Annotated in this window: 18 protein-coding genes, 2 pseudogenes and 1 riboswitch; of the genes and pseudogenes, 13 read left to right on the top strand and 7 right to left on the bottom strand. The window is 57.1% G+C overall.

The window, feature by feature from the left end:
* Positions 1 to 36: 36 nt before the first annotated feature.
* Positions 37 to 1,581: an acyl CoA:acetate/3-ketoacid CoA transferase gene (locus tag AWB64_RS24060; protein ID WP_060857939.1), complete on the bottom strand. Its 1,545-nt coding sequence runs from the start codon at positions 1,579 to 1,581 to the stop codon at positions 37 to 39.
* A gap of 202 nt (positions 1,582 to 1,783) precedes the next feature.
* Here AWB64_RS24060 and AWB64_RS24055 point away from each other — a divergent pair, with 202 nt between their 5' ends.
* Genes AWB64_RS24055 through AWB64_RS24025 form a run of 7 tightly spaced genes read left to right on the top strand, consistent with a single transcriptional unit; the run spans position 1,784 to position 7,346 of the window.
* A complete protein-coding gene (locus AWB64_RS24055; RefSeq protein ID WP_060857938.1) occupies positions 1,784 to 2,929 on the top strand; it encodes an acyl-CoA dehydrogenase family protein in 1,146 nt (381 codons plus the stop codon).
* A complete protein-coding gene (locus AWB64_RS24050) occupies positions 2,926 to 3,705 on the top strand; it encodes a 3-ketoacyl-ACP reductase (protein WP_060857937.1) in 780 nt (259 codons plus the stop codon). Before AWB64_RS24055 ends, AWB64_RS24050 begins: the two co-directional genes overlap by 4 nt.
* Before the next feature lie 7 nt (positions 3,706 to 3,712).
* Positions 3,713 to 4,882 (top strand): dihydrodipicolinate synthase family protein, encoded by a 1,170-nt coding sequence (locus tag AWB64_RS24045; protein WP_060857936.1) that lies wholly within the window; start codon positions 3,713 to 3,715, stop codon positions 4,880 to 4,882.
* A 2-nt stretch (positions 4,883 to 4,884) separates the two neighbouring features.
* Complete coding sequence (locus AWB64_RS32765; RefSeq protein ID WP_075643341.1) at positions 4,885 to 5,304, top strand: Dabb family protein; 420 nt, start codon at positions 4,885 to 4,887, stop codon at positions 5,302 to 5,304.
* Positions 5,219 to 6,070: a sugar phosphate isomerase/epimerase family protein gene (locus AWB64_RS24035; protein ID WP_060857934.1), complete on the top strand. Its 852-nt coding sequence runs from the start codon at positions 5,219 to 5,221 to the stop codon at positions 6,068 to 6,070. The genes AWB64_RS32765 and AWB64_RS24035 overlap by 86 nt, the downstream gene beginning before the upstream one ends.
* A 31-nt stretch (positions 6,071 to 6,101) precedes the next feature.
* Entirely contained in the window at positions 6,102 to 7,082 is a 981-nt protein-coding gene (locus tag AWB64_RS24030; RefSeq protein ID WP_060857933.1) for a Gfo/Idh/MocA family protein, read from the top strand.
* A 9-nt stretch (positions 7,083 to 7,091) separates the two neighbouring features.
* Positions 7,092 to 7,346, top strand: coding sequence for a hypothetical protein (locus AWB64_RS24025; RefSeq protein WP_244164190.1), 255 nt, complete (start codon positions 7,092 to 7,094; stop codon positions 7,344 to 7,346).
* A gap of 713 nt (positions 7,347 to 8,059) precedes the next feature.
* Here the strand turns inward: AWB64_RS24025 and AWB64_RS24020 are convergent.
* Positions 8,060 to 8,284 (bottom strand): annotated as a pseudogene (locus AWB64_RS24020) (tyrosine-type recombinase/integrase); the annotation flags it as partial.
* 417 nt (positions 8,285 to 8,701) lie between these two features.
* Between AWB64_RS24020 and AWB64_RS24015 the strand changes: the two are divergent.
* Positions 8,702 to 9,202, top strand: a complete 501-nt coding sequence (locus AWB64_RS24015) for a transposase (protein ID WP_060857932.1) — start codon at positions 8,702 to 8,704, stop codon at positions 9,200 to 9,202.
* Positions 9,199 to 10,026 carry an IS110 family transposase gene (locus AWB64_RS24010; RefSeq protein WP_060857931.1) on the top strand — a complete coding sequence of 276 codons (828 nt, stop codon included), beginning with the start codon at positions 9,199 to 9,201 and terminating at the stop codon, positions 10,024 to 10,026. The genes AWB64_RS24015 and AWB64_RS24010 overlap by 4 nt, the downstream gene beginning before the upstream one ends.
* Before the next feature lie 340 nt (positions 10,027 to 10,366).
* On the opposite strand, the gene AWB64_RS24005 is transcribed toward AWB64_RS24010, so the two are convergent.
* On the bottom strand, positions 10,367 to 10,846 hold the full coding sequence (locus AWB64_RS24005; protein WP_063493275.1) for a hypothetical protein: 480 nt from the start codon (positions 10,844 to 10,846) through the stop codon (positions 10,367 to 10,369).
* A gap of 267 nt (positions 10,847 to 11,113) precedes the next feature.
* On the opposite strand from AWB64_RS24005, the gene AWB64_RS24000 reads away from it, so the two are divergent.
* Positions 11,114 to 11,791, top strand: coding sequence for an MgtC/SapB family protein (locus tag AWB64_RS24000; RefSeq protein WP_060857970.1), 678 nt, complete (start codon positions 11,114 to 11,116; stop codon positions 11,789 to 11,791).
* A complete protein-coding gene (locus AWB64_RS32760; RefSeq protein WP_082850617.1) occupies positions 11,725 to 12,219 on the top strand; it encodes an NUDIX hydrolase in 495 nt (164 codons plus the stop codon). Before AWB64_RS24000 ends, AWB64_RS32760 begins: the two co-directional genes overlap by 67 nt.
* 34 nt (positions 12,220 to 12,253) lie before the next feature.
* Here the strand turns inward: AWB64_RS32760 and AWB64_RS23990 are convergent, their stop codons facing one another.
* A complete protein-coding gene (locus tag AWB64_RS23990; protein ID WP_060857928.1) occupies positions 12,254 to 13,609 on the bottom strand; it encodes a phosphatase PAP2 family protein in 1,356 nt (451 codons plus the stop codon).
* 773 nt (positions 13,610 to 14,382) lie between these two features.
* Here AWB64_RS23990 and AWB64_RS23985 point away from each other — a divergent pair.
* Positions 14,383 to 15,399, top strand: a pseudogene (locus AWB64_RS23985) (NAD(P)/FAD-dependent oxidoreductase); the annotation flags it as partial.
* A gap of 939 nt (positions 15,400 to 16,338) precedes the next feature.
* On the opposite strand, the gene AWB64_RS23980 reads toward AWB64_RS23985, so the two are convergent.
* Both AWB64_RS23980 and AWB64_RS23975 read right to left on the bottom strand, forming a co-directional pair.
* Positions 16,339 to 17,538 (bottom strand): D-amino acid dehydrogenase, encoded by a 1,200-nt coding sequence (locus AWB64_RS23980; RefSeq protein WP_060857927.1) that lies wholly within the window; start codon positions 17,536 to 17,538, stop codon positions 16,339 to 16,341.
* A 167-nt stretch (positions 17,539 to 17,705) separates the two neighbouring features.
* A riboswitch (glycine riboswitch) is annotated at positions 17,706 to 17,794 on the bottom strand.
* Between the two features lie 308 nt (positions 17,795 to 18,102).
* The gene (locus AWB64_RS23975; RefSeq protein ID WP_060857926.1) at positions 18,103 to 19,023 is read right to left on the bottom strand and encodes a LysR family transcriptional regulator; all 921 of its coding nucleotides are present in this window, start codon (positions 19,021 to 19,023) and stop codon (positions 18,103 to 18,105) included.
* 254 nt (positions 19,024 to 19,277) lie between these two features.
* On the opposite strand from AWB64_RS23975, the gene AWB64_RS23970 reads away from it, so the two are divergent.
* Positions 19,278 to 21,014: a gamma-glutamyltransferase family protein gene (locus AWB64_RS23970; RefSeq protein WP_060857925.1), complete on the top strand. Its 1,737-nt coding sequence runs from the start codon at positions 19,278 to 19,280 to the stop codon at positions 21,012 to 21,014.
* A 77-nt stretch (positions 21,015 to 21,091) separates the two neighbouring features.
* On the opposite strand, the gene AWB64_RS23965 is transcribed toward AWB64_RS23970, so the two are convergent.
* Positions 21,092 to 22,510, bottom strand: coding sequence for an aldehyde dehydrogenase family protein (locus tag AWB64_RS23965; protein ID WP_060857924.1), 1,419 nt, complete (start codon positions 22,508 to 22,510; stop codon positions 21,092 to 21,094).
* Positions 22,511 to 22,586: the final 76 nt, after the last annotated feature.

Genomic DNA, 22,586 nt, shown 5'->3' with positions numbered 1-22,586 from the left:
CGCGGAGTACGCAACCGCCCTTCGCGCGCCCTGGCATCACGCCACCTTTTCCTGCGTCGCAGGCACGCTCTGCTTCGAGCGCGCGAGCAACGCTTCATCGACGAGCGGCCTGAATGCCATGCGTGCCAGCACTTCGCGTTCGACATCGACTCCTTCCGCGACCTCGATCAGACGCACGCCGTCTGCCTCGAGGCGAAACACCGCGCGCTCGGTCACATACAGCACTTCCTGATTGCTAAGGCGCGCCTGCTCGCCGCTAAAGGTGATGTGCTGCACGCGATCGACGAGCTTGGGCACGCTGCCCGGCGACACGATGTTCAGACGTGCGCCCGCCTGTTCGACCGCTAGACCCTTTGCTTCGAAGCTCCCGCAAAACACGATCTTTCGCGCGCCCTGCGTGATATCGATAAAGCCGCCAGGACCCACGACCGTCGAGCCCAGCTTCGACACATTGATGTTGCCCTCGGCGTCCATTTCGCCCATGCCAAGGAAAGAGACGTCGACACCGCCGCCGCTATAGAAATCGAACTGGTCGACGCTCGACAGGATCGCGTCCGCATTGCGTGCCGTGCCGAACATCGGACCGTCGAGCATCGCACCGTTGTGGATGCCCTGTTCGACCGATCCCCAGAACGTGCCGAGCCGCCCCTGTTCCGCCAGCAAGGCGGGGATGCCGCCTGGAATGCCGAAGCCGAAATTGGCGGACTGCCCGGCACGCAACTCGCTCGCCGCCCGCGCGGCGATGATGCGGCGGATGCCTGTTGGCACTTCGTAGAAGCCGTCGCCGATCGGGCACAGCGCTTCGCCGCTGAGCGCTGGATCGTAATCCGACACTGCGCATTGCACCTGTTCGGGCGTTTCGACGAGCGCGTCGACCAGGATGCCGGGAATACGAACCAGGCGCGCGGGCACATATCCTTCGGGCTCGCGTTCCTTCACCTGCACGATGACGCGGCCGCCGCAGTTATGGGCCGCGAGCGCGGCGGCATAGACGTCCAGATCGGCCGGCTCGCGGCGCAGCGTGACGTTGCCGCTTCCGTCCGCCGACGAGCCGCGCACGATTGCGAAATCGACCGTGAATGGCTTGTAACGCAGGTATTCGCGTCCATCGAGCGTAACCAGTTCGACCATGTCTTCGGTCGCGCGCTCGTTGATTTTGCCGCCGTCGATGCGCGGATCGACGAAAGTGCGCAAGCCCACATGCGTGACGAGGCCGGGCCGCCCGGCGCCGATTTCCCGCAACAGCGTGGAGATCGCGCCAGCTGGAAAGCTGTAGGCCTCGAAGGCGTTTTCCTTCGCGAGTTTCTGCATCGATGGCGCCCAACTCCAGTGCCCGCCGATCACGCGCTTGACCATGCCGGCATGTGCAAAGCGTCCCAGCCCACTGCCCTGCGCGTCGCCAATACCCAGCGCATGCACGACCGTCAGATCGCGCGGATGCCCGGTCTCGAGGAAACGCTGCTCGAGCTTCGCAAGCACGGCGTCCGCTTCGAGCAGACCGCCTCCCGAACCTGCCAGCGCGATCGTCGCGCCGTCGAAAATCTGCTCGACCGCGTCAGCAGCCTCCTTCCACTTGCTCACTGCTCTCTCCTTTCAGATCGGCCGCAAAACCCGTTGACAGCGGCGTTTCGTTGGTCTTAAATAACCCACCAGATGGTTACTTGTTGCCAATGTTGGCACACGAAACCTCTGATTTCAAGGGATATTGCGCAGCGCTCGGGTTTACCTGCACCGACACGCTGCACCGCAACAATCAGGTATGACGAGCAAGGATGGAGACGACATGAAGCTCTCAGAAACGCATGAGCAGATCCGCGACATGACACGGCGCTTTTCGCAGGAAGTGATTCGCCCTCTAGCCGAGGAACTGGACCGCGAGGAGCGATTCCCCGCGGAGATTTACAAGCAGATGGGTGAACTAGGCCTATTCGGCATTACCGTGCCCGAGGAATTTGGCGGCGCCGGGCTCGACGTCACCGCTTACGCGCTTGTGATGGAAGAGCTGTCGCGCGGTTATGCGTCGGTTGCTGACCAGTGCGGCCTGCTCGAACTGGTCGGCACGCTACTGAGTGTTCACGGCACCGACGGGCAGCGCTCGAAGTACATGGAGCCCTTGTTGCGCGCAGCCCTCCGGCCGGCTTACTGCATTACCGAATCGGACGCCGGTACCGACGTGTCCGGCATTCGCACCACCGCGACGCGCACTGCTGACGGGTGGGAACTCAGCGGCGCCAAGCTCTGGATCCACAACGCACCGGTTGCAGATCTGGCGTTCGTGCTTGCACGCACCGATCCGGCGGCCGGCAAGCGCGGCATGAGCATCTTCATCGTTGATTGCCATCTGGCGGGCGTATCGAAAGGTCCGAAAGAACACAAGATGGGCCAGCGTGCATCGCAAGTCGGAGAACTGCATTTCGACCGCGTCAAACTCCCGCACGACGCCCTGCTCGGACAGGAAGGGCGTGGCTTTCACATCATGATGAGCGTGCTCGACAAGGGCCGCGTGGGCATCGCCGCGCTGGCTGTAGGCATCGCGCAGGCCGGTCTCGAAGCGGCGCTGGAGTATGCGCAGACGCGCAAACAGTTCGGCAGTCACATCGCCGATTTTCAGGGCGTCCAGTGGATGCTCGCCGATATGGCGAAAGACATTCGGGCCGCACGGCTGCTCGTGCATGACGCGGCTGAACGCCTTGAAACCGGCGACCGTGCAAGCATTGCCTGCTCGATGGCCAAGTGCTTCGCGGGCGACACGGCCGTCAAGCACAGCGCCAACGCAGTGCAGATCTTTGGCGGCAGTGGCTACATTCGCGGCTATGAAGTCGAACGACTCTATCGCGACGCGAAGATCACGCAGATTTACGAAGGCACGAACCAGATCCAGCGCACGATCATCGCTCGCGATCTGATTGCCAATGGAGCGTCGGTATGAGCCACCGTCCTATCGCACTCGTCACGGGCAGTCGACGCGGCATCGGGCGAGCGATTGCAATCGAGCTCGGCCGCGCAGGGTTCGATGTTGCGCTCACTGACGCTGTGGCATCGGAGGAACTGGATCAGGCGGTTGCCGAAGTCGAACAGACAGGCGCCGGCGCGATCGCCGTCGTATCCGATCTCGCCGACATCGACTCGCATCCTTCCACGCTGCTCGATATCGAAGCACGGCTCGGTGGTTCGATCGATTGCCTCGTGAACAACGCGGGCGTCTCGGTGATGTCGCGAGGCGACCTACTCGATGTATCGCCTGAGAGCTTCGACCGCTGCATCGCTGTGAACACGCGCGGCACGTTCTTCCTGACCCAGGCGTTCGCGAAGCACTTCCTCGCGCGCTCCCGGCCCAGTGTTGCGCCGCATCCGAGCGTCATCACGATCACATCGTCGAATGCGGTCGCGGCCTCGCCGTTGCGCAGCGAGTACTGCGTATCGAAGGCGGGTCTGTCGATGGCGACCACGCTGTTTTCATTGCGGCTCGCCGAGCACGGCGTGAGCGTCTACGAAGTGCAGCCCGGTCTGATCGAAACGGAAATGACGGCGCCGTCCCGCGCACGCTACGACGCCCAGATAGAACAAGGCCTCACAGCCATCAAGCGATGGGGCGTGCCCCAGGAAGTCGCGACCACTGTGCGCACGCTGGCGACAGGCGGACTGCCCTATAGCGTTGGCCAGGCTATCCGTATCGACGGCGGCCTGCTTGTGACCAAATACTGACACGCATATGAACCTGACACTCAAACTTCCGACCGCGCTCGGCACGATGGATAGCTATCGCCTGCAAGGCACGCCGCTCGACGTCCGCGCACCTGCCCGGCCGTTCAACCGTATTGCCTATTCGGCCGCGCATGTGGTGGCCGATCCACTACGCGCCAGCGAACTCAATGAAGCGCCCGCAATCGATTGGCAACGTACGCTCGAATATCGCCGCTACCTGCTCAGGCAAGGGCTCGGCATTGCCGAAGCGATGGATACCGCACAACGAGGCATGGGTCTGTCCTGGCACAGCGCGCTCGAGTTGATCACCCGCACGATCGAAGGCACGCGCGATATCCCCGGCGCGTTGATCGCGTCCGGCTGCGGCACTGATCACGTTGCACCGAATTCGATTACAAACTGCGACCAGGTGATCCGCGCATACGCGGAACAGCTCGAAGCCATTCAACGCATCGACGGACGCGTCATCCTGATGGCGAGCCGCGCACTGGCCCGCGTGGCCCGCTCGCCGGAGGACTATCGGCGTGTCTATCGCGAAGTGTTGGCCATGTGCGATGAGCCGGTGATTCTTCATTGGCTCGGCGAGATGTTCGATCCTGAACTTGCTGGTTACTGGGGAGCGTCGGATTACGAGAGCGCGGCGCAAGTCTGCCTCGGTGTGATCGGCGACAGCGGCGATCGCGTCGACGGCATCAAGATATCGTTGCTCGACGACGCCAAGGAAATCTCCTTTCGCCGGCAATTGCCGCCCGCAGTCAAGATGTACACGGGCGACGATTTCAATTACCCCGGCCTGATCGCAGGCGACGCCGCGGGATACTCGCACGCGCTCCTCGGCATCTTCGACGCGATCGCCCCCGCCGCATCGCAGGCCCTGGACGCGCTCGCGGGCAACGATCTCGACACGTTCAACGCGCTGCTCGCACCGACAGTACCGCTGTCGCGCCATATCTTCCGGGCGCCGACGCAGTACTACAAAACAGGCGTCGTGTTCCTCGCATACCTGAATGGGTCCCAGGATCACTTCTTCATGCTCGGCGGTCACCATGGCATGCGCCCGCCCGCCTATCTCGCGGACGTATTCCGCCTCGCGGATCAGGCTGGCCTTCTCCGCGATCCTGAAGACGCCATCGTGCGCGTGCGCGCGGTCATGGCATCGCTCGGCTGTAGAGACTGACCATGATCCCCTCAAAAGGACCTGTGCGACACATCGTGCTGTGTCGATTCCGCAGTGAAGTGGCGGCGCCGAGTCGCCTCGCCTTCTTCGAGCAAATCAGGCGGCTTGCGGAGATACCTGAGATCGCATTCACGAACTTCCAGTGCGGTCCAAACATCTCGCCAGAGGGATACGGTCTGGATCTCGCCGATGGCTTCATGATGGATTTCGACAGCCGCGACGAGTGTTTTGTCTATCTCGCGCATCCGACTCATCGCGCGATCGTTGCGCGGCTTATCGAAGCACTGGAAGGCGGCGTTCACGGACTGCTCGTCTTCGATATCACTCTGGACAGCCATGAGAAACCTGAAAGGAAGACTCGACCTGTGCTCCATCAACACGGCAACGCTCGGTCATCGCGAACCGCTCAGCCGCACGATTGACCGGATCGCCAGCGCAGGATTCGGCGGCATTGCGCCCTGGCGTCATGAAGTGGAGAAAGTGAACGTTGCGGAGGTCGCGAAGCAGATCAAGGCGCTCGATTTAACCGTCACCGGCTATTGCCGTTCGACATACTTGCCGGCTGCGACCCGAGCGCAGTTCGACGCGAATATCGACGACAACAAGGCCGCCTTGCGCGACGCCGCAACGCTGGGCGCACGGTGCTTCGTGATGGTGGTCGGTGGCTTGCCTGAAGGGAGCCGCGATTTGCGCGGAGCCCGCGCGCAGGTCTCCGATGGCATCGCGGAGTTGCTGGAGACGGCGCGTGAGTTCGGTGTCCCGCTCGCGCTCGAGCCGCTGCATCCGATGTATGCAGCAGACCGGGCCGTGATCAACACGCTGGCGCAAGCACTGGACATCTGTGACGCGCTCGATCCTGAGCGCTCCGGCTTTCTCGGGGCGGCTGTCGACGCATATCACTGCTGGTGGGATCCCACGTTGCAGGCGCCGATCGCGGCGGCTGGCCGCAACGAGCGGATTCTCGCCTTTCATGTATGCGACTGGCTGCGCGAAACGCGCGACCTGTTGCTTGACCGCGGCATGATGGGCGATGGTGTCGTCGACCTGTCCGCATTGCGTGAACGCGTCGAACGCAATGGATACGACGGGTTGGTCGAGGTGGAGATATTTTCGAAAGAGAACTGGTGGCGCCGGGATCCGGATGACGTGCTTCGCGTCTGCGCGGAGCGGCTTCAGACGGTGTGTTAATGAACCTAACCAATTACGCGAGGAGACAGCCATGAGGGACATGATCCGCTGGGGTGTGCTCGGTGCCGCCAGAATCGCCGACAACTTCGTCGTGCCCGCAATCCAGCGATCGAGCAACGGCCGCGCGGTCTGCGTAGCTGCGCGCGATGGCGAGCGTGCCGCAGCGTTCGCGGCAAAGCACGGCATAGCCGCCTCGTGCGCGAACTACGATGAAGTAATTGCGAGCAAAGAAGTCGATGCCGTGTATATCCCGTTGCCGACGGCCAGTCACTTCGAGTGGTGCAAAAAGGCACTTCTCGCGGGCAAGCACGTGTTGTGCGAGAAGCCAATCGCGATGAACGCCGCTCAGGTTCAGGAACTCATCGCGCTTCGCGATGCGACCGGACTCGTATGCGCCGAAGCATTCATGGTGGCGCATCATCCGCAATGGGCGTTCGTGCGCGATCGGATCGCGAACGGTTCGCTAGGCAATCTCGAACTCGTGGAAGGCTCTTTCACGTATTTCAATGACGACCCCACCGCCCTCAAGAACGACCTCGTGCTTGGAGGCGGTGGCGTGCGGGATATCGGTGTCTACCCGGTGGTGACGACGCGGATCGCGACCGGCCTTGAACCTTTCTCAGTGCGCGCCGACATTACGATCGACCCACGCTATGGCACCGACAAACTTGCAATCTGCGCGCTGGACTTCCCGGGTTTTCGCCTGAACTTCTACTGCGGAACGCAGCTTGCGCGGCGGCAACATATGGTCTTCCATGGTTCCAAAGGCTGGCTTTCCCTGGACGCGCCATTCAATGCAGGCGTGTATGCCGACGCGAAAATCAGACTTCGTTCCGATGCTAGCGGCGTTGTCGAAACGTTCGATTTCGGCGGTGTAGATCAGTATCAGTCGATGGTCGAGAATTTCGGCTCTGTCCTGCTTGAACGCAGTGATTCGATCGCATTCACTCTGGAAAACTCGCTTGGCAACCAGCTTGTCATCGACCAGATCCTGTCGCATGCGACCCGCTAGGCACCCGCAATGAAACTCGCTTCACAAACAATCGATACGCATCGCCTTCGCGAGGCTCGCTCACTGGCCGCCGCATGCGCCAACGCCGAGGACGCCTCTGTATGGCGATGGTTCTCCGCGTTGATGGAGAGTGGAAAAATCCGCTGGTGCCTGCGGGACAACAAATGGCTTGTCACGGTGAACCATCACCATGTGGCAACCGCCTCTTCTTTCGACGAAGCGATTCGAACGGCCAAAGCGCGATCGGGTTTTACGCACATGTAACACAACACGTCGCGCGACTCACGGCGACGCTCTTGATCGTTGCGTATCACAGAGGTTCATGACATGACAAAAAGCTGGGAATTTCATTGCGACGAGATCGTGCGCTCTCAGCACTGCGATCCCGCCGGAATCGTGTTCTATCCAATACTTTGTCCTGTTTCATGAAGTGATCGAGGACTGGTTCAACGACAGTCTGGGTGTCGACTACGCCGAGTTCATCGGATAGGAGAAACTTGGCATTCCGACTGTGAGCATTCAGGCCGAGTTTGTTTCTCCTAGCGAACATGGCGAGTCCCTGCGGTTTGCCTTGCACGTACGAGAAATCGGTAGAAGCTCGATCAAGCTACGCTTGACGGCATGCGCGGGAACAGAGCTGCGCGCGAGGATCGATCAGACCGTTGTACGGTTTTCGCTGGATCTTCGATCCGCAGTCGCGGTTCCGATCGACTCAAGGAGCGGATGTTAATATTCTCGGGCAACGAAAACCCTCCCCGGGTTGCTCATCGGCGCGGCCGGGTGTTACACGCGCACCTGTCGAACGCCAGAGCCTCGACGCGTCGTCGAATGATCCGAAACAACCCTCCCCGGAATGATTTTGAATGACAGCTCAATGACGAGTATTGGTTACGGAACGGACATCTGAGGGTCTCCAACTCCAGTGTGGCGAATGACACCTCATGGCCAGCAAGCGAACGCTCGTCCGCAGCCGGCTATCAAACTTCAGTCTGCTCGGCCATCTCGAGGGCATCGTCTACTTCGATCCCAAGGTATCGCCCGGTGCTTTCAATTTTTGTATGACCCAACAGCAGTTGCACAGCGCGCAGGTTCTTGGTGCGTCGATAGATCAATGACGCTTTCATGCGTCGCATGGTGTGCGTACCATACGCGCCGTCATCAAGTCCGATCGACGCAATCCAACGATGAACGATGCGCGCATATCCGAGATGGAATGGACACCGCCCTCCCTTCGGGGAGGTGGTCATGATTGAGGGCCTCCAGAACCGAACGGCATCAATGTGCCAAATGTATGGTCCACCCCATTTTTGCAACCCTGATCTTCGATGGCGAGTTGGCTTGCTTAAATCTATTCGGCGTCGTTGTGGGGATTACTCCCCGCGCCACGATGAGATTCGCGCCTGACGATCCTTAACAGTGGATCGGCTCCGAAAAGCCTCTTTGGCACTCAGGTTTTTCGTCGGGCCGGTGTGCCGTTCACGTCATCAATTTTCAGTCGTCGCAAAACCATTTGGATGATTGGTAAATAATGATAAAGCTGTGCTTGTTCAGAGTGCCCCCTGCGTCACACTAGTTGTCGCCTCTGAATTTTCTTAATTTAAAGAAGTCAGAGGTGTAGGTTGAAGGCGAAACAAACGTATTCTGCCGAATTCAAAGAGCAAGCGCTGTCGAAGGTTTTGCGGCGCGGAAGCCAAACTGTTGGATCCGTGGCTGATGAACTCAACGTGAACTCATTTACTTTAAGGAACTGGATGAAAGGCACGATGTCCGCAGCTCGGGGCCCCGGTTCTGAACATGCAAAGCGCCCGGAAGACTGGTCGCTGGAGGACCGGCTACTGGCCTTGCAGCAAAGTCACGGGCTGGTGGACGAGGCGCTGAATGCATGGTGCCGTGAGCGGGGCCTGTTTGTTCATCATCTCGCGCAGTGGCGCTCGGACTTCTGTGCCGCCAGCGGGACTGGCAGTCGGCGCGAGAACGCGCAGGAAGTACGCGAATTGAAGCAAGTGAACGTTCAGCTCCAGCGGGAGTTGAACCGTAAAGAGAAGGCGTTGGCCGAAGCGGCAGCGTTGCTGGTGCTGCAAAAAAAGTATCGTGCGTTGTTCGAGGGCGAGGCCGAATGACGGCCCTTGAAGAGCGCAACACGATGATTGGTTCGATCGGCGAGGCGACTCTGGCCGGTGCCCGCCAGGCGCCTGCGTGTAAGGTCCTGGGGCTGAGCGCGCGTACGGTGCAGCGCTGGCAAAGCGCAGAATCTGACGCGGTCGATGGGCGCTCGTTACGACAATACGAACCTCCTCACAAGCTTTCCGCCGACGAGCGCGCTGAACTGTTGGCGGTGGCAAACTCCGCCGAATTCGGTCACTTACCTCCAAGCCAGATTATCCCCCGTTTGGCCGATCAGCAACGCTATATTGCCTCGGAATCGACGTTCTACCGGGTACTGAAAGCCGAGAAGCAACTCGCCCATCGGCGCAGTGAGCGCCCAACCCACGCTCGCAGTAAGCCGCGCGCCGTCTGTGCCGATGCGCCCAATCAGCTTTTTAGTTGGGACATTACGTACTTGCCGGCGACCATACGTGGGGGTGTTGGACCCATGATCGCGACGGCGGTCATCGCCGCAGCGGTCAGCGCGACTGAGTTCGCAAACGGCCGACAGTTTGCTGCCTGGCTCGGTCTCACCCCGAGGCAACACTCTTCGGGCGGCAGGCAGCGTCTGTTCGAAATCGCGAAGCGCGGCAACGGATATCTCCGAATGCTTCTGGTGCACGGCGCGAGGTCTGTCTTCCAGCAGGCGGCAAAACGCAGCGACGCGCTCTCGCGATGGATACTTGATGTTCAGGAAAGGCGAGGAACTAACATTGCCGTGGTTGCACTCGCCAACAAGATAGCTCGAACAATCTGGTTGCTGCTCGCCCGCGAGCGCGAATACCAGCCGCCAGTCTAACTGGATCGCGACGTTTGGTTGCACAAATCTTAACCCTTCAACGATTGCACAAATGATTTGATTCAATGGCAAGCAGGTCGGACCGTCGGTGACAAAACCTGCGCAGCATCGCCCCTGTTTGTCAACTCCTATGCCTGCATATCGGGTTGAAGGGGGAACTACTTAAACGGAAATGCCATGCTAATGCACTTATCGCGGCAAAGATTCCCTGACTGACGGCTTAAGCGAGGTGGGAATCATCCTCGGACTGCACGATCCAATGTAAGCCTTCCAGGACGTGCGGCGGATCTCGAAAGGAAACGGTTTCCCGAATTACCTGAACCTTTCGGTGCGGGCCCCTTCAGGTTTTTTTACGCCGTGAGTTGATCAAGTCGCTTGGCGATGTGGCCATTTCAAGGCGTCTTTCGAGCTGCTCCGAAGCTTCGACCAAGATTTGAAGGCGGATCTCTCGCAACTGTCGATCGTGTTCATTAATGACGAGCGTGAGGTTTGAGATGAGATCCTCTTCGAACTTCGACGCCCTTTTCTCCGGATTGGCGCTGATCACACGCAAGAGCCCTTCCTCGCAGGCGGTGATGATCGCTGTATCAAGACGCCCGTAGCCCGCATCGGTGATCAAGCCCGTGAGCAGAGTGACTTGCGACATGCATTGCACCGCAGACGCATCCCCGTGACCTTGGCGAATCATTTCCAGCGCCATTCGAAAGCGTAAAGAAATTTGATCGGCTGACGCCCGGTCCATGGGCAGGAAAAGCGTCTTCTTGTGGCGAGACCGCACCGCCAAACCAAATTTCTTCTTTCGTTTTGGGGATGTGGGCATCAGAGGATTATTGGCGATTCAAAGAGGTTTGCTTTCATCAACTAAGAGCGCATGCTGTAGCGGACGGCGTTTAGTGTATCGCGCCGGACCACAAGGTTTAAGTACCGTCAATTTGATTGAGTTCAATCACTTACCGTCAGATAGCGGTGATCCCTCGCCTTTATTTCGCGCTGCACCCCAATTCGTTACACTTCCTCGTTTGAACGCGTGCGCATGCGCGGGGCTAACGCTGATATTACGCTTGGCGCCACGCAACCGGAGGAAAGCATGGCAAGTGAATTGGAATTGGTCGGAAGGTTGATGATCTCGGCGGCTTTGGGGAGCGTGATCGGTATTGAACGCGAACGCATGTCCTGGGCTGCCGGGCTTAGAACGCACATGCTGGTATGCGTTGGTGCAACCTTGATCATGATTGTGTCCGCATATGGCTTCAGCGACGTACTGCGATCCGGCGTAGTACTTGACCCATCGCGTATGGCGGCGCAGGTCGTTTCAGGCATCGGCTTTCTGGGTGCGGGCGCAATCCTGGCGCGAGGGGAAGTGATCCGGGGCTTGACGACTGCCGCGAGCGTCTGGGCGGTCGCGGGCGTGGGCCTTGCTGTGGGTGGTGGCCTTTATACCGCGTCGATTGCGGCGACGATCATCATTCTGATCATCCTGGCCGGTATCAAGCCGCTCGAAAAACGGTTTATCGGCTACCGGCAGCGTCGGGAACTCGTTGTCCATACAAACAGGGATGCACTTTCCTTAGCGACGCTGCATGACACGTTGGGGGCGGGGACGGCGCGCGTTAAGCAGTTCGTCATGCAACAAAAAGACGATTCGGATGAGATAGGCATTACGTTGTCGAGAGTGACACCTGTCCAATTTGAAGCGATATGCAAGCGTATTCGAGCGGTCCCAGGTGTTCGCGAAGTCAAGGAAAGCGCAGACGAATCCGCTTGAATTGCGGCGATCGCTCAAGTCATATCTCGAAGGAATTGTGTAGCATGAAGGATAGAGCAACGGCCGTCTGCTGGAAAGGCAATCAGATCCTGTTAGTCGCCAAAGTGCGCTCTAAATGGTCGTTGCCCGGCGGCAAGCCGGAGCGGGGCGAACAGATGGTAGATGCGGCAATCAGAGAGGTGCAGGAAGAAACGCGCCTCGTGATCAAGCGTCCACGGCTGGCGTGTCTTTTCGTCGATCCACGGGCTGCGCATCATGTCTTCGAAGTCGATGTCCATCTCAACGCAGTGGCAAAACCCAGCAATGAAATCAAGCATTGTCTCTGGGTCATGCCGGACCAGATATCCACACTGCGAACATCCAGCGGAACCCGAGAAATCATCGAACTCGTTGCTCGAATGAGGCGCTCGAGCCCGCCAGCGAGTTGACTGCACCCATCTATATAGTTCAGCCAAGCTGAAATCACTTGCGTGAACTGACCTGCGCCGCCTTGGCCGCCGCTGCGTAGAGATTCAACCTTGAATAAACGCCGAAGGCGGACCCATCGTCGAGAAAGCCGCCGCCGGGCCCTTCGGTCTCGGTGAGGATCTGATCGGCCCGGTCCAGCGTCAGCGACGGAAACGCAGTCGTCAGCAAGTAACCGGCTTCGGGAGCGAGCTTCGCTACATCTTCCAGACGGTTTGCGTTTTCAGGGTACACGACGGGCAGGTTGTAGGTCTGCGTGACTGCATAGAACGCTTCGTTCGTTGCGGGATCGCTGAAGCGGCCGATGTCTTCACCGGCACAGACTGCAATCGTGTTGCCACACCCTCCCTGCAACGCGGAGGTCAGCTCTGAGCGAGCTCTTGAAAGCGCTGCCCGATAGTCGCTTATCACGGGAGCATGTTTCAACGTGCGGCCGACGTAGGCGGGATCATTTGCCAGGAGATGTGCAAGATCGTAGGTGGCCAGGGTTCGTCCGCCGAGAACGTCCATGGCGTAATGAGCACCCATCAGGATACGGTCGTTCCCATACTCAGCCGCACGCGCAATCATCTGCTGGAATCGCTCGGGCACCAGTTCAGCCAGAATCAATGACCCCATGTAGCCATAGGTCGTGTGGCCGCTTGGGAAGGACGGGCTGTCGATGAGGTTCATGACCGGCCCCTGGTTGTAGACGGTGTTGTCAGCGGGGACATGGAAGTAATCGAATCCAACGATGTGCTGTTGACTGTGCTCGGTCTGGAACGGCCCAGAGTTGCCATAAGCGTCGGCATTGGCGCCTCCGGCGGGACGCCCGTAATTCGTGCCGAACGGATCCGGTGTGCCACCGATGCTTTTCAGGAAGTTCCTGGCGTCTGCGGATACCGGTGTCTTTCCATCCGTCGTCGCGTTGGCGAAGAAGTATTTTCCCGAATTCGAGTCGTCGCCAGTGGTGGCGTTGGTGTACTTGATAAGATCAGCAATTCCTTGCGACACGTTCGTATAGGTCTTGCGATCGTTGTAGTGGGCCCGAGCCTGATAGGCCGCACCCAGCGTCGTACCAAGACCGTCTGCGAGTTCGGCAAGGTTCCCGTCGGTGATGAACGCGTCCCGAAGGGCCTGCTGCTGCTGATCACTGAACGGAAGCAGCGTAGGCTGCCGAATCGAGCCTGTCTGGATGCCGCCGGTAACCATGTAATTGGCACCAAGCGCCGCCTTGCCAGCCGACGTATTCTCCAACACAGTAACAGGCGCCAATCCCTTCAGCACCGCCATATTCGTCTCGGTTTGCGATTCGACGCGTAAAGGAAACAAAGCGCACACTACTATTAAACCGCAACCCGTCTTCTCGAACATGGTAATTCCTCCAATCACCGCAAGTTATGCGAAACCCCTCGGCTTTCTATTGCCGCAAGTGATGGGGATTGTAGCCAATAGCCGTAATGCGGGTTCCGGCATGCCGCAGGGCGTTTCCCCCGGGCACCCTTTTCATCAACCTGCGTATGCAAAGCTGAAATCGATAGAGCGTTCTCCCCGGCCCGCGACTACATTGTCACGCCGTGAGGCAATTTTCTGCGAGGGCTTGGATTTATCGGTCTGGGGTAGTTCCCGCGGTTCTTCCTCCCCGCCTGCACACAGACCTGCCTTTGAGCAGGTCTTTTCATCGGCATCTGCGAGCCTCCGTTTAAGCGTTGCCCTGCCTTGCTCTCCGGACCGGCGGTCACAAGAGGTGGCCCTGGAAATCTGGACAGGCGGTTAGGTGGAATCGCTGAGTTTTGAGATAGGTATAACGCCTACAAAGGTAATCCAGACGATGACGAAAAGAGCCCAGCGCACGCACTCAGCGGCGTTCAAGGCAAAGGTGGCACCGAAAGCACTACATCAAACGTATTCACTGTTCCGCCTTCCTTGATTTGCAGGTCACGATGGAATGTTGCCCGGACAAAATCGGCGCCCCGGCTATAAAAGCGGCTGCAAACTTTAGTAAAAGGCGTGGTAAATCAACCCGACCAGGTGGGCGTCATTCGTCCTCCCGTTAAGCATGCGCGTGGCTTGAATGTTGCATAAGCGCCGATAACTGCGCAAGCTCGTTCGGATCCGGTCATTGCGTTCAACTCACTTTGACCACCATGAATTCTTCCCATGCAGCCGGTCTCGTCGCGCAATTCGGTCCCCGCGAGTCGATGGAATACGACGTGGTGATCGTCGGCGGCGGCCCGGCTGGCCTGTCCGCGGCGCTCCGCTTGAAACAGCTGGCGACAGAGAAAGGCGTCGAGCTTGGCGTGTGCGTACTGGAAAAAGGCTCGGAGATCGGGGCGCATATCCTCTCGGGCGCGGTGATGGATCCGCGTGCAATCAATGAACTGATCCCGGACTGGAAGGAAAAGGGCGCGCCGCTCACGGTGGACGTGACCGAAGACAAGTTCCTGTTCCTGACGGAAAACGGTTCGAGAAGCGTGCCAACATGGGCACTGCCCGACAATTTCAAGAATCACGGTAATTACGTGATCAGCCTTGCAAACGTCACGCGCTGGCTCGGTCAGCAGGCCGAGGCGCTGGGCGTCGACATTTTTCCGGGCTTTCCGGCCGCTGAAATCCTCTATAACGACGATGGTTCGGTAAAAGGCGTCGCCACGTGCAACCTAGGTATCGGCAAGGATGGCGAGCCGACCGAAAACTTCCAGCTCGGTATGGAACTGCACGCAAAGTACACGCTGTTCTGCGAAGGAGCGCGTGACCACCTCGGCCGTCAGCTAAACGATACATTCAAGCTGCGCGATGGCGTCGATCCGCAGGTCTACGGGATCGGCATCAAGGAACTATGGGAAATCGATCCGTCCAAGCACAAGCCAGATCTGGTGATGCACACCGCCGGTTGGCCGCTGGAGAAGGACACGTACGGCGGCTCGTTCCTGTATCACATGGATAACGATCAGGTGGTGGTCGGTTTCGTGGTCGGTCTGGGCTATTCGAACCCGTACCTTTCGCCTTTCGACGAGTTTCAGCGCTACAAGACGCATCCGGCGATTCGCGCTGCACTCGAAGGCGGCAAGCGCGTGTCGTACGGCGCGCGGGCGATTACCGCCGGTGGCAAATTTGCCGTAGAGGGTCTCAGCGGAGCGATGGCCAAAGAAGTCGCAACTTTTGGCATCCATGTGACCTTAGTGGAACCCGGTTCTTTTAGGACGAATTTTCTAGACGTCATCTCTCTCAAGATGGCGAAGAAAACCATCAATGACTACGCGCATACATCTGGAGCGACGCGCGCCTACGCGGTACGAGCAAACTTCCAACAGCCCGGTAACCCCGAAAAACTAGCTGAAGCTTTGACGAAAATTGTAAATCCCGAAAAGCCGCCTTTCCGCATAGCGCTTGGCAGCGACGCCGTTCGCAATATCGAAACGAAGAATGCGGAAGTCTGCGCCAAATTGAATGCCTGGAGCGAAGTGTCCCCTGTCGACTAACTATCCGCTATGACACTGAAGCCCAGCTTTTGAAGCCGTGAATCTTCCGAACCAACGGCACATATTTGAGCTGACGGAATGGATCTGGCTAGCACTTGTACCAAATGGGTTACGCGGCATCAGACCTGTGACGTGCTTGGCACTCGGAAAAGACGGCAATCAAAACCTTGATGAAGGATAGAAGAAATGTCGCTGTTACCGAGATATTATCCTGCTCGTAATTGAATTCGTGAGAATGCGGTAAGGATGCTCGATGCCGACTGAACGGCATCGAGGCAAGCCTCAAGCGAAAAACCGGAATGAAATCGACCGCTAAATAGCCGGCCTCGGTAGGCCGGTCCATGCCGGCGGTAGTAGGAGGCGCGGCATGGTTGCGAGACTAGTTGAGGTCATCTGAGTCGATGGATACCGCGGGCAATCAAATCTCTAGAAATGCGCGTGCGTTTCATTACGCCAAAAGCTCAGGTTCCTGTCAAAATCGCCGGACCTCCACGCGTCCGAGTCGATCTAGTTGAGTGACACCCAGATCGACTCGGCAGGTTGAGAGCAAATCGTAACCAAAGGCCACTTTGTGCCTTGCAACTTACAAGGATATGTAGCCAACATCCAATGCTGGAGCAATTATGCTATTGCATTAGCGACGCATTCAGCAGTCGCTGCTGATAATGTCCAACCGAGATGGCCATGCCCAGTGTTATAGAAAACGCCAGGAAGTTTCCCTCGACCCACCCGCGGCATCATGCTCGGTAACATTGGGCGCAGCCCTGCCCACGGAATAGCGCGCGAGGTTGAGACGCGCGGAAAATAGCGACGAGTCCAGTCAATCAGAGGCACAATACGATCTGCGCGGATGTCCCGATTGACGCCGTTAAATTCCGCTGTTCCCGCTACGCGAAATCGGTCTTCACCCAGCCGGCTCGTGACGATCTTTGCGCGATCGTCAAGTAGGCTGACCCATGGCGCGCCTGCTCGACTTTCTATGTCATCGAGACATACTGTGATTGAGTAACCCTTTACGGGGTAGACGTTCACGTGGTCACCGACCATTGATGCAAATGCACGGCTGCCTATGCCTGCGCAGATCACCACGCTGTCGAATGTTTCACGATCATTCCCACTCGCAATGGCTATCCGTCCGGATTCGCAGGGACTAATCGACTGTACGGGCTTGTCGTAGAAAAACACAACGCCGCTTCGTTGGCATGCGATGGATAGTCCACGAGTAAATTTGTGGATGTCCCCGGTCGAATCTGAATCAGTGAAAAATCCGCCGTAGAAATCGCCAGAGAGTGCCGGTTCAATTGCTCGCATCTCTTCTGGGGTAACGGCGCGACGATCGAGGCCGCCTTCCCGTAATAAGGCGTTTACCCGACAAGCTGCATCGTGCTCCTTGCGAGTTGCATAGAAATGCAGAATGCCGCGAGCCTGGTGATCAAACGCTATATGCTCTCGTTCCGCGATCTCAAACAAATGCCCCCGCGCCGCGATAGCCAAGCGCACTGTCTCAATCGTGTTCGATTCATATTTAGGTATCTGACGTAAGAACTCAGCGATCCAGCCATACTTGTGCAAGCTTGGTCGCGGATTAAATAACAGGGGAGCGTCGCGTCTGAACATCCAACGCAAGCCTTTCAGAACAGTCGCCTGACTGTTCCAGCTTTCCGCGTTGCTCGCGGAAAGCTGGCCTCCGTTCGCGAACGAACATTCCATCGCTGCATATCGATGTCGTTCATATACGGTGACTTGGTGACCCCTCTGGGCGAGGGCGTAGGCTGTAGTAACGCCGGTAACTCCAGCTCCAATAATGGTGATTCTTGGCATCTCAAAGTCCAGATTTGATTGAGCATCGCCGACTGTAGGGCCAATAATCTTAGTCGGCGTCGATGCCCCATCTGTACCTGTACCTGAGAGTTTCGTCTCAACGAGTGCGTCGCACGATGCAAGAGACTCCCCTACGGTGTACGCACGAAGCGTCGCTCTCCAGATGTTCCTGCAACGCGGTCCTTTTGCCTGAGAGTTTCCGGGGCGGTTGCTCCGTCGGCGTCGCCTCAAGGGCGAACTCTCCCGTGCTGCACACATTGAACATCATTGACCTTACACGATGCTGCAAAACGTGGCAAGGAGATCAATAACAATGGATCGCTGCAATCAACTTTACCGCAACTTACATACATAGTACTACAGAATATTTTTCATCTATCATAAGAGTTTTCAATCGATAAGAAGAATTGCGAAAAGAAGACTAAGGAAAGCTAGCCAAATTTGATAGCGTGGAACTTAACGAGAATAACCATCCGCACGGCACAACGTTGCCGCGCTGTCTTGCTGAAATGGAAATAAGGAGCATAGATCTCTCCATTCGGAGGCTCTGTCGTCCCTCTGAGATTAGCTGACCACGGTGTCCGACGCAAACAACCCCTTTTCGATCGCTTCGCAACGCGTGACCAACGCATCCAGAAAGGTCTTAGCTTCTTTCGATAAGACGAGCTTTTCCGAGCGCAGTATCGAAAACTGGAACTTCATTTGTGGCTCAAGTGGCTTGATGACAAGGCCAGAAAGCGGCAGCGACATCGCGGTGATCGGATCGATCACCGCAATTCCAGCACCGAGCGAAACGAACCGACACGCTGTACTCGCCAGATTCACGAAAAGTGAACCTCTACTATCGGGCGCACAGCGCCCGAGATCTCGAACCAGTGTTGATTGAGCATTGGCAACCGACGCCATCCAAACTATCCGTCCCGCCGAATAGGAATTTAGATCCAGCACCTGCTTCTGCGCTAAAGGATCATCCGCTCGCATCACGCCCACGCGTGGAATGCTGAAAGACTTCAGGAGGTCCACACCGATCAGATTCGGAGTTCCTTCCACCACTGCTATATCAGAAGCTCCGACCGCTATCGACTCCCCAACCGACGATGATGTGGCCACGGTCAATTCAATACTGGTTCTTGGGTGCATCGTGTAAAAGCCCACGATGATCTCTGGCATGAAGGTAAGCCCGAGTGCCGGTAGACAGCCCACTCGTAGTCGCACACCAACACTATTTCGTATTTCTTCGGCAACACGTCGAAGATAGTTCGCACCGAGAAATACCTTCTCCACGCTCTCATAAAACGCGAGGGCTTCTGAGCGAACACTGATCTTTCCCTGGCGTCGATCGAACAGCTTAAGTCCGATGGACTTTTCGAGTTCACTTAACAACCGACTCATAGTTGGCTGCGACACATGAAGTTGCTGCGATGCAGTGGTCAAACTCCCGGTCTTGATAACCAACCTGAACGCTTCAAGTTGCTTTTGATTCAATCCCTTTGCCTCCCGACATCGATTCGTAGCACCAGCACCGTATGTAGGATGCCCACACCATGCGTATCTCGGCGGCGGCCCTCAGAAGCTTACAGTGTCAAAAAAATATGGGATAAACCTAGTGAAAATAAAAATTATGAATATGTTTGATTCAAATCTGAATAGGATTCGGAAATCTTCGTCGCTTAACATAGCACTCGGATATCAGTCAGACTGATGCTCGCGGTTTGCGTGGGCCTAACCTGGAGATCAACATGGCAACTTTCGTTACTCCAACCTATCGTCCAATGATAGCGTCGGTGAAATGTTCTGTTTCGGCCGGTCATTACCTCGCCGCCGAAGCCGGTATGCGCATTCTGCGCAAAGGCGGAAATGCGGTTGACGCAGGAGTTGCCGCAGGTGTCTGTATCAATATTGTGCAACCAGACCTCACCAATCTCGGGGGAGTCGCACCAATCATCATTTACTTGGCGAAATCAAAGCAAGTTCTTACGATCTCTGGTCTCGGACGCTGGCCTCAAACTGCCACCCTTGAACACTTCAGGGACGAACTGAATGGTGAAATTCCGTTGGGCGTCAAAAACGCGATCACTCCGTCCGCGTGTGACGCGTGGTTAACCGCGCTCGCACGATTCGGAACACTGCCGCTCGCTGAAGTTCTCCAGCCTGCATTGGAACTTGCCGTCGACGGGTTCCCCGCGAGCCGCCTCATGACACACATGCTGACGGGGATTCATGACAACCTGCGACTTTGGCCGTCATCTTCAGACTATCTTCGTCCCGATGGAACGCCGCTTCAGCCAGGCGATATTGTGCGTCAGCCAATGCTGGCGAAAACATTAAAAGTACTTGTGGATACCGAGCGATCGGCAGTTGGAAAGGGGCGAGCCGAAGCTATCATGGAGGCACGCGATGTCTTTTATAAAGGAGATATCGCGGAGAAAATGGCTCGTTTCTCGAAGGAACAGGGAGGTTTCCTAGACTACGACGATCTTGCCAGTTTTTCGGTCGGCATTGAGCCAGCAGTCAGTAGCACATATCGAGGATACGAGGTATTTACCTGTGGTCCATGGTGCCAAGGTCCGGTACTGGCTCAAACGCTGAACATTCTTGAGCATTTCGATCTAGCATCGTATGGACATAACTCTCCGCGGGCCTTGCACGCAATCATCGAATCCCTAAAAGGATCCTTTGCCGACAGACACGCTTACTATGGCGATCCCGAGTTTGTTGACGTTCCCATCAAGGGACTGCTCAACAAGCAATATGCCCGCCAATGGTTTGAGCGGATACGCCCCGACTCTGCGTGGAACGATATGCCTGAGCCCGGGAACCCCTGGCTTTACGAAGGGCGCGAATCTCCCACAAAATATTCGGCGCCGGCTCCTCAACCCGGGCCACTCGGGTCGGATACAAGTTACCTATGCGTAGTCGATTCCGAAGGGAACGGGTTTTCTGCAACGCCCAGCGATGGTGTGCGATATACCCCCGTCGTTCCTGACGTTGGCGTGGTGCTTTCACCTCGCGGTTTTCAGAGCTGGCTTGACCCGAATCACCCGTCGTCGCTCGCTCCGCGCAAGCGTCCACGTCTTACGCCAAGCCCGGCGCTGATGCTCAAAGATGGGAAGCTGGCCATGACTTTTGGTACGCCGGGGCTGGATGTACAACCACAGGCAATGACCCAATTGGTAACCAATCTTGTTGATTTCGGTCTCGACCCACAGTCGGCTATCGAACAGCCCCGTGTGGCGACCTTCAACTTCCCAGCGTCGCAACATCCGCACAACTACACACCGGGTAAGCTATGCGCGGAAGGAAGGATCCCTGAGGCTACGTTAGTGGAACTGGCGGCAAAAGGACATCGGATTGAGAAATGGCCCGATTTCATTGCCCAGGCTGGTGCTTTGTGCGCAATATGTTGCGACACAGAGTATGGCCCACGAGTCGCTGGAGCAGATCCCCGACGCACCGCCTACGCAATCGGCTGGTAATTATCGATGACCCGCATCGCGGGTCATCGTCTTGTGCATGTTCGGGGAGGTATGTAATCTGCCCGGAACGACCGGCGCTACAGCCGCCTGTTCCTGCGGATGCACACCACCTTCGGCTGTGTCATCTCTTCAAAAGCGAAGCGCACCCCCTCGCGCCCCATGCTGCCGTACTTAAAGCCTCCAAACGGCATTGCATCGAAGCGGTAATCTGACGAGTCATTAATCATGACGCCACTAGCGTCTAAGGCGGCTGCTGCGCCGAGTGCGGTTTCCAAATCGCTCGTAAAAATTCCAGCTTGCAAACTGAAGTCTGGCTGATTAGCCAATTCGACAGCCTCATCAAGTGACTTGATACGGTGAAGGAGAACGACGGGCGCGAAAATCTCGCGGGTCCAGATGTCGCTGCCGGTGTCAATATTCTCAAGGACAGTTGGCGTATAGACCCCGCCCTTGCGAACATTTCCGCACAGCAGAGTGGCGCCGGCGGTCACAGCGTCGCGGACAGCTGCCTCCGCGCGTATGGCGGCTTCTTCAGTGATCATAGGTCCGATATCCGTCTCCGGTAGCGAGGGATCTCCTGCCTTCAGGTCCTGCGTACGCGCAACCAGAGCCTCCTTAAACCTACCGTAGATATCTTCATGAACCAGGAGTCTCTGGGCACTTATGCAATTCTGACCGGCACCAGAAAAAGCGCCAGATATGCAGTATTCAACTGCCCGGCTGAGATCGCAATCCGGCATGACGATGACAGCGGCATTACCGCCCAACTCCATTACGAGGCGCTTCAAACCAGCTGCCCGAGCAATTTTCTCACCAGTTTCAAATCCGCCTGTAAACGAGATCATTCGTATTTCTTTCCTGCGAACTAACGCCTCAGAAAGCGCCACTCCACCGGTAGCAACCGTGATGATGTCATTTTCCAATCCAACGTCTTTAAAACACTTTACCAGCCGAAGCCCGGAAAGAGGGGCCAGCTCTGACGGTTTGAACACAACAGCGTTTCCACCTGCTATTGCAGGGCCCAACTTGTGGGCCACCAGGTTCAACGGTGCATTGAACGGTGTAATGGCGAGAATGATGCCGAGTGGCTCGCGTGTGAACCATCCTTGACGATTTTCTGATCCTGAATAAGCATCAAACGGAAGAACCTCCCCGATATTGCGGCGAGCTTCATCGGCACACAGCTTCAGGGTGTTAACGCAACGAGCCACTTCCTTCGTTGCTTGTATCCTCGTTTTACCAGTCTCGGCCGAGATTAGATCCGCAAACTCTTCACTAGCATCCTCGACGGACGACGCACATCGGTTGAGGATGCTCGCGCGTATATGCCGGGGAACTCGACGACTCCTGCAGGCTCCTCTTTTTGCGTCTTCGACGAGGCGCGGAACTTCTTCCGCAGGCACATCTGGAATAGTTCCGATTTGTGCTCCGGTGAAGGGGTTTGTGACAGCAATCCAATTTGAAATACCTTTCGTATGACAGCTCTCAGCATCCATTTATAAATATCCCAAATTGATTGTGTAGATCTCGGCTTTTCAGTGCGACGTCTCGTGCGAAACACAGAAAATTTCG

Origin of the sequence: Caballeronia sordidicola, from assembly GCF_001544455.2 — a bacterium.
Classification (GTDB): domain Bacteria; phylum Pseudomonadota; class Gammaproteobacteria; order Burkholderiales; family Burkholderiaceae; genus Caballeronia; species Caballeronia sordidicola.
This window is presented reverse-complemented; position numbering and strand designations above follow the sequence as displayed.

Coding starts and splice junctions, on each gene's coding strand:
- AWB64_RS24055 (WP_060857938.1), top strand. CDS start 1,784: ATGAAGCTCTCAGAAACGCATGAGCAGATCCGCGACATGACACGGCGC.
- AWB64_RS24050 (WP_060857937.1), top strand. CDS start 2,926: ATGAGCCACCGTCCTATCGCACTCGTCACGGGCAGTCGACGCGGCATC.
- AWB64_RS24045 (WP_060857936.1), top strand. CDS start 3,713: ATGAACCTGACACTCAAACTTCCGACCGCGCTCGGCACGATGGATAGC.
- AWB64_RS32765 (WP_075643341.1), top strand. CDS start 4,885: ATGATCCCCTCAAAAGGACCTGTGCGACACATCGTGCTGTGTCGATTC.
- AWB64_RS24035 (WP_060857934.1), top strand. CDS start 5,219: ATGAGAAACCTGAAAGGAAGACTCGACCTGTGCTCCATCAACACGGCA.
- AWB64_RS24030 (WP_060857933.1), top strand. CDS start 6,102: ATGAGGGACATGATCCGCTGGGGTGTGCTCGGTGCCGCCAGAATCGCC.
- AWB64_RS24025 (WP_244164190.1), top strand. CDS start 7,092: ATGAAACTCGCTTCACAAACAATCGATACGCATCGCCTTCGCGAGGCT.
- AWB64_RS24010 (WP_060857931.1), top strand. CDS start 9,199: ATGACGGCCCTTGAAGAGCGCAACACGATGATTGGTTCGATCGGCGAG.
- AWB64_RS24005 (WP_063493275.1), bottom strand. CDS start 10,846: ATGCCCACATCCCCAAAACGAAAGAAGAAATTTGGTTTGGCGGTGCGG.
- AWB64_RS24000 (WP_060857970.1), top strand. CDS start 11,114: ATGGCAAGTGAATTGGAATTGGTCGGAAGGTTGATGATCTCGGCGGCT.
- AWB64_RS32760 (WP_082850617.1), top strand. CDS start 11,725: ATGCAAGCGTATTCGAGCGGTCCCAGGTGTTCGCGAAGTCAAGGAAAG.
- AWB64_RS23990 (WP_060857928.1), bottom strand. CDS start 13,609: ATGTTCGAGAAGACGGGTTGCGGTTTAATAGTAGTGTGCGCTTTGTTT.
- AWB64_RS23980 (WP_060857927.1), bottom strand. CDS start 17,538: ATGCCAAGAATCACCATTATTGGAGCTGGAGTTACCGGCGTTACTACA.
- AWB64_RS23970 (WP_060857925.1), top strand. CDS start 19,278: ATGGCAACTTTCGTTACTCCAACCTATCGTCCAATGATAGCGTCGGTG.
- AWB64_RS23965 (WP_060857924.1), bottom strand. CDS start 22,510: ATGGATGCTGAGAGCTGTCATACGAAAGGTATTTCAAATTGGATTGCT.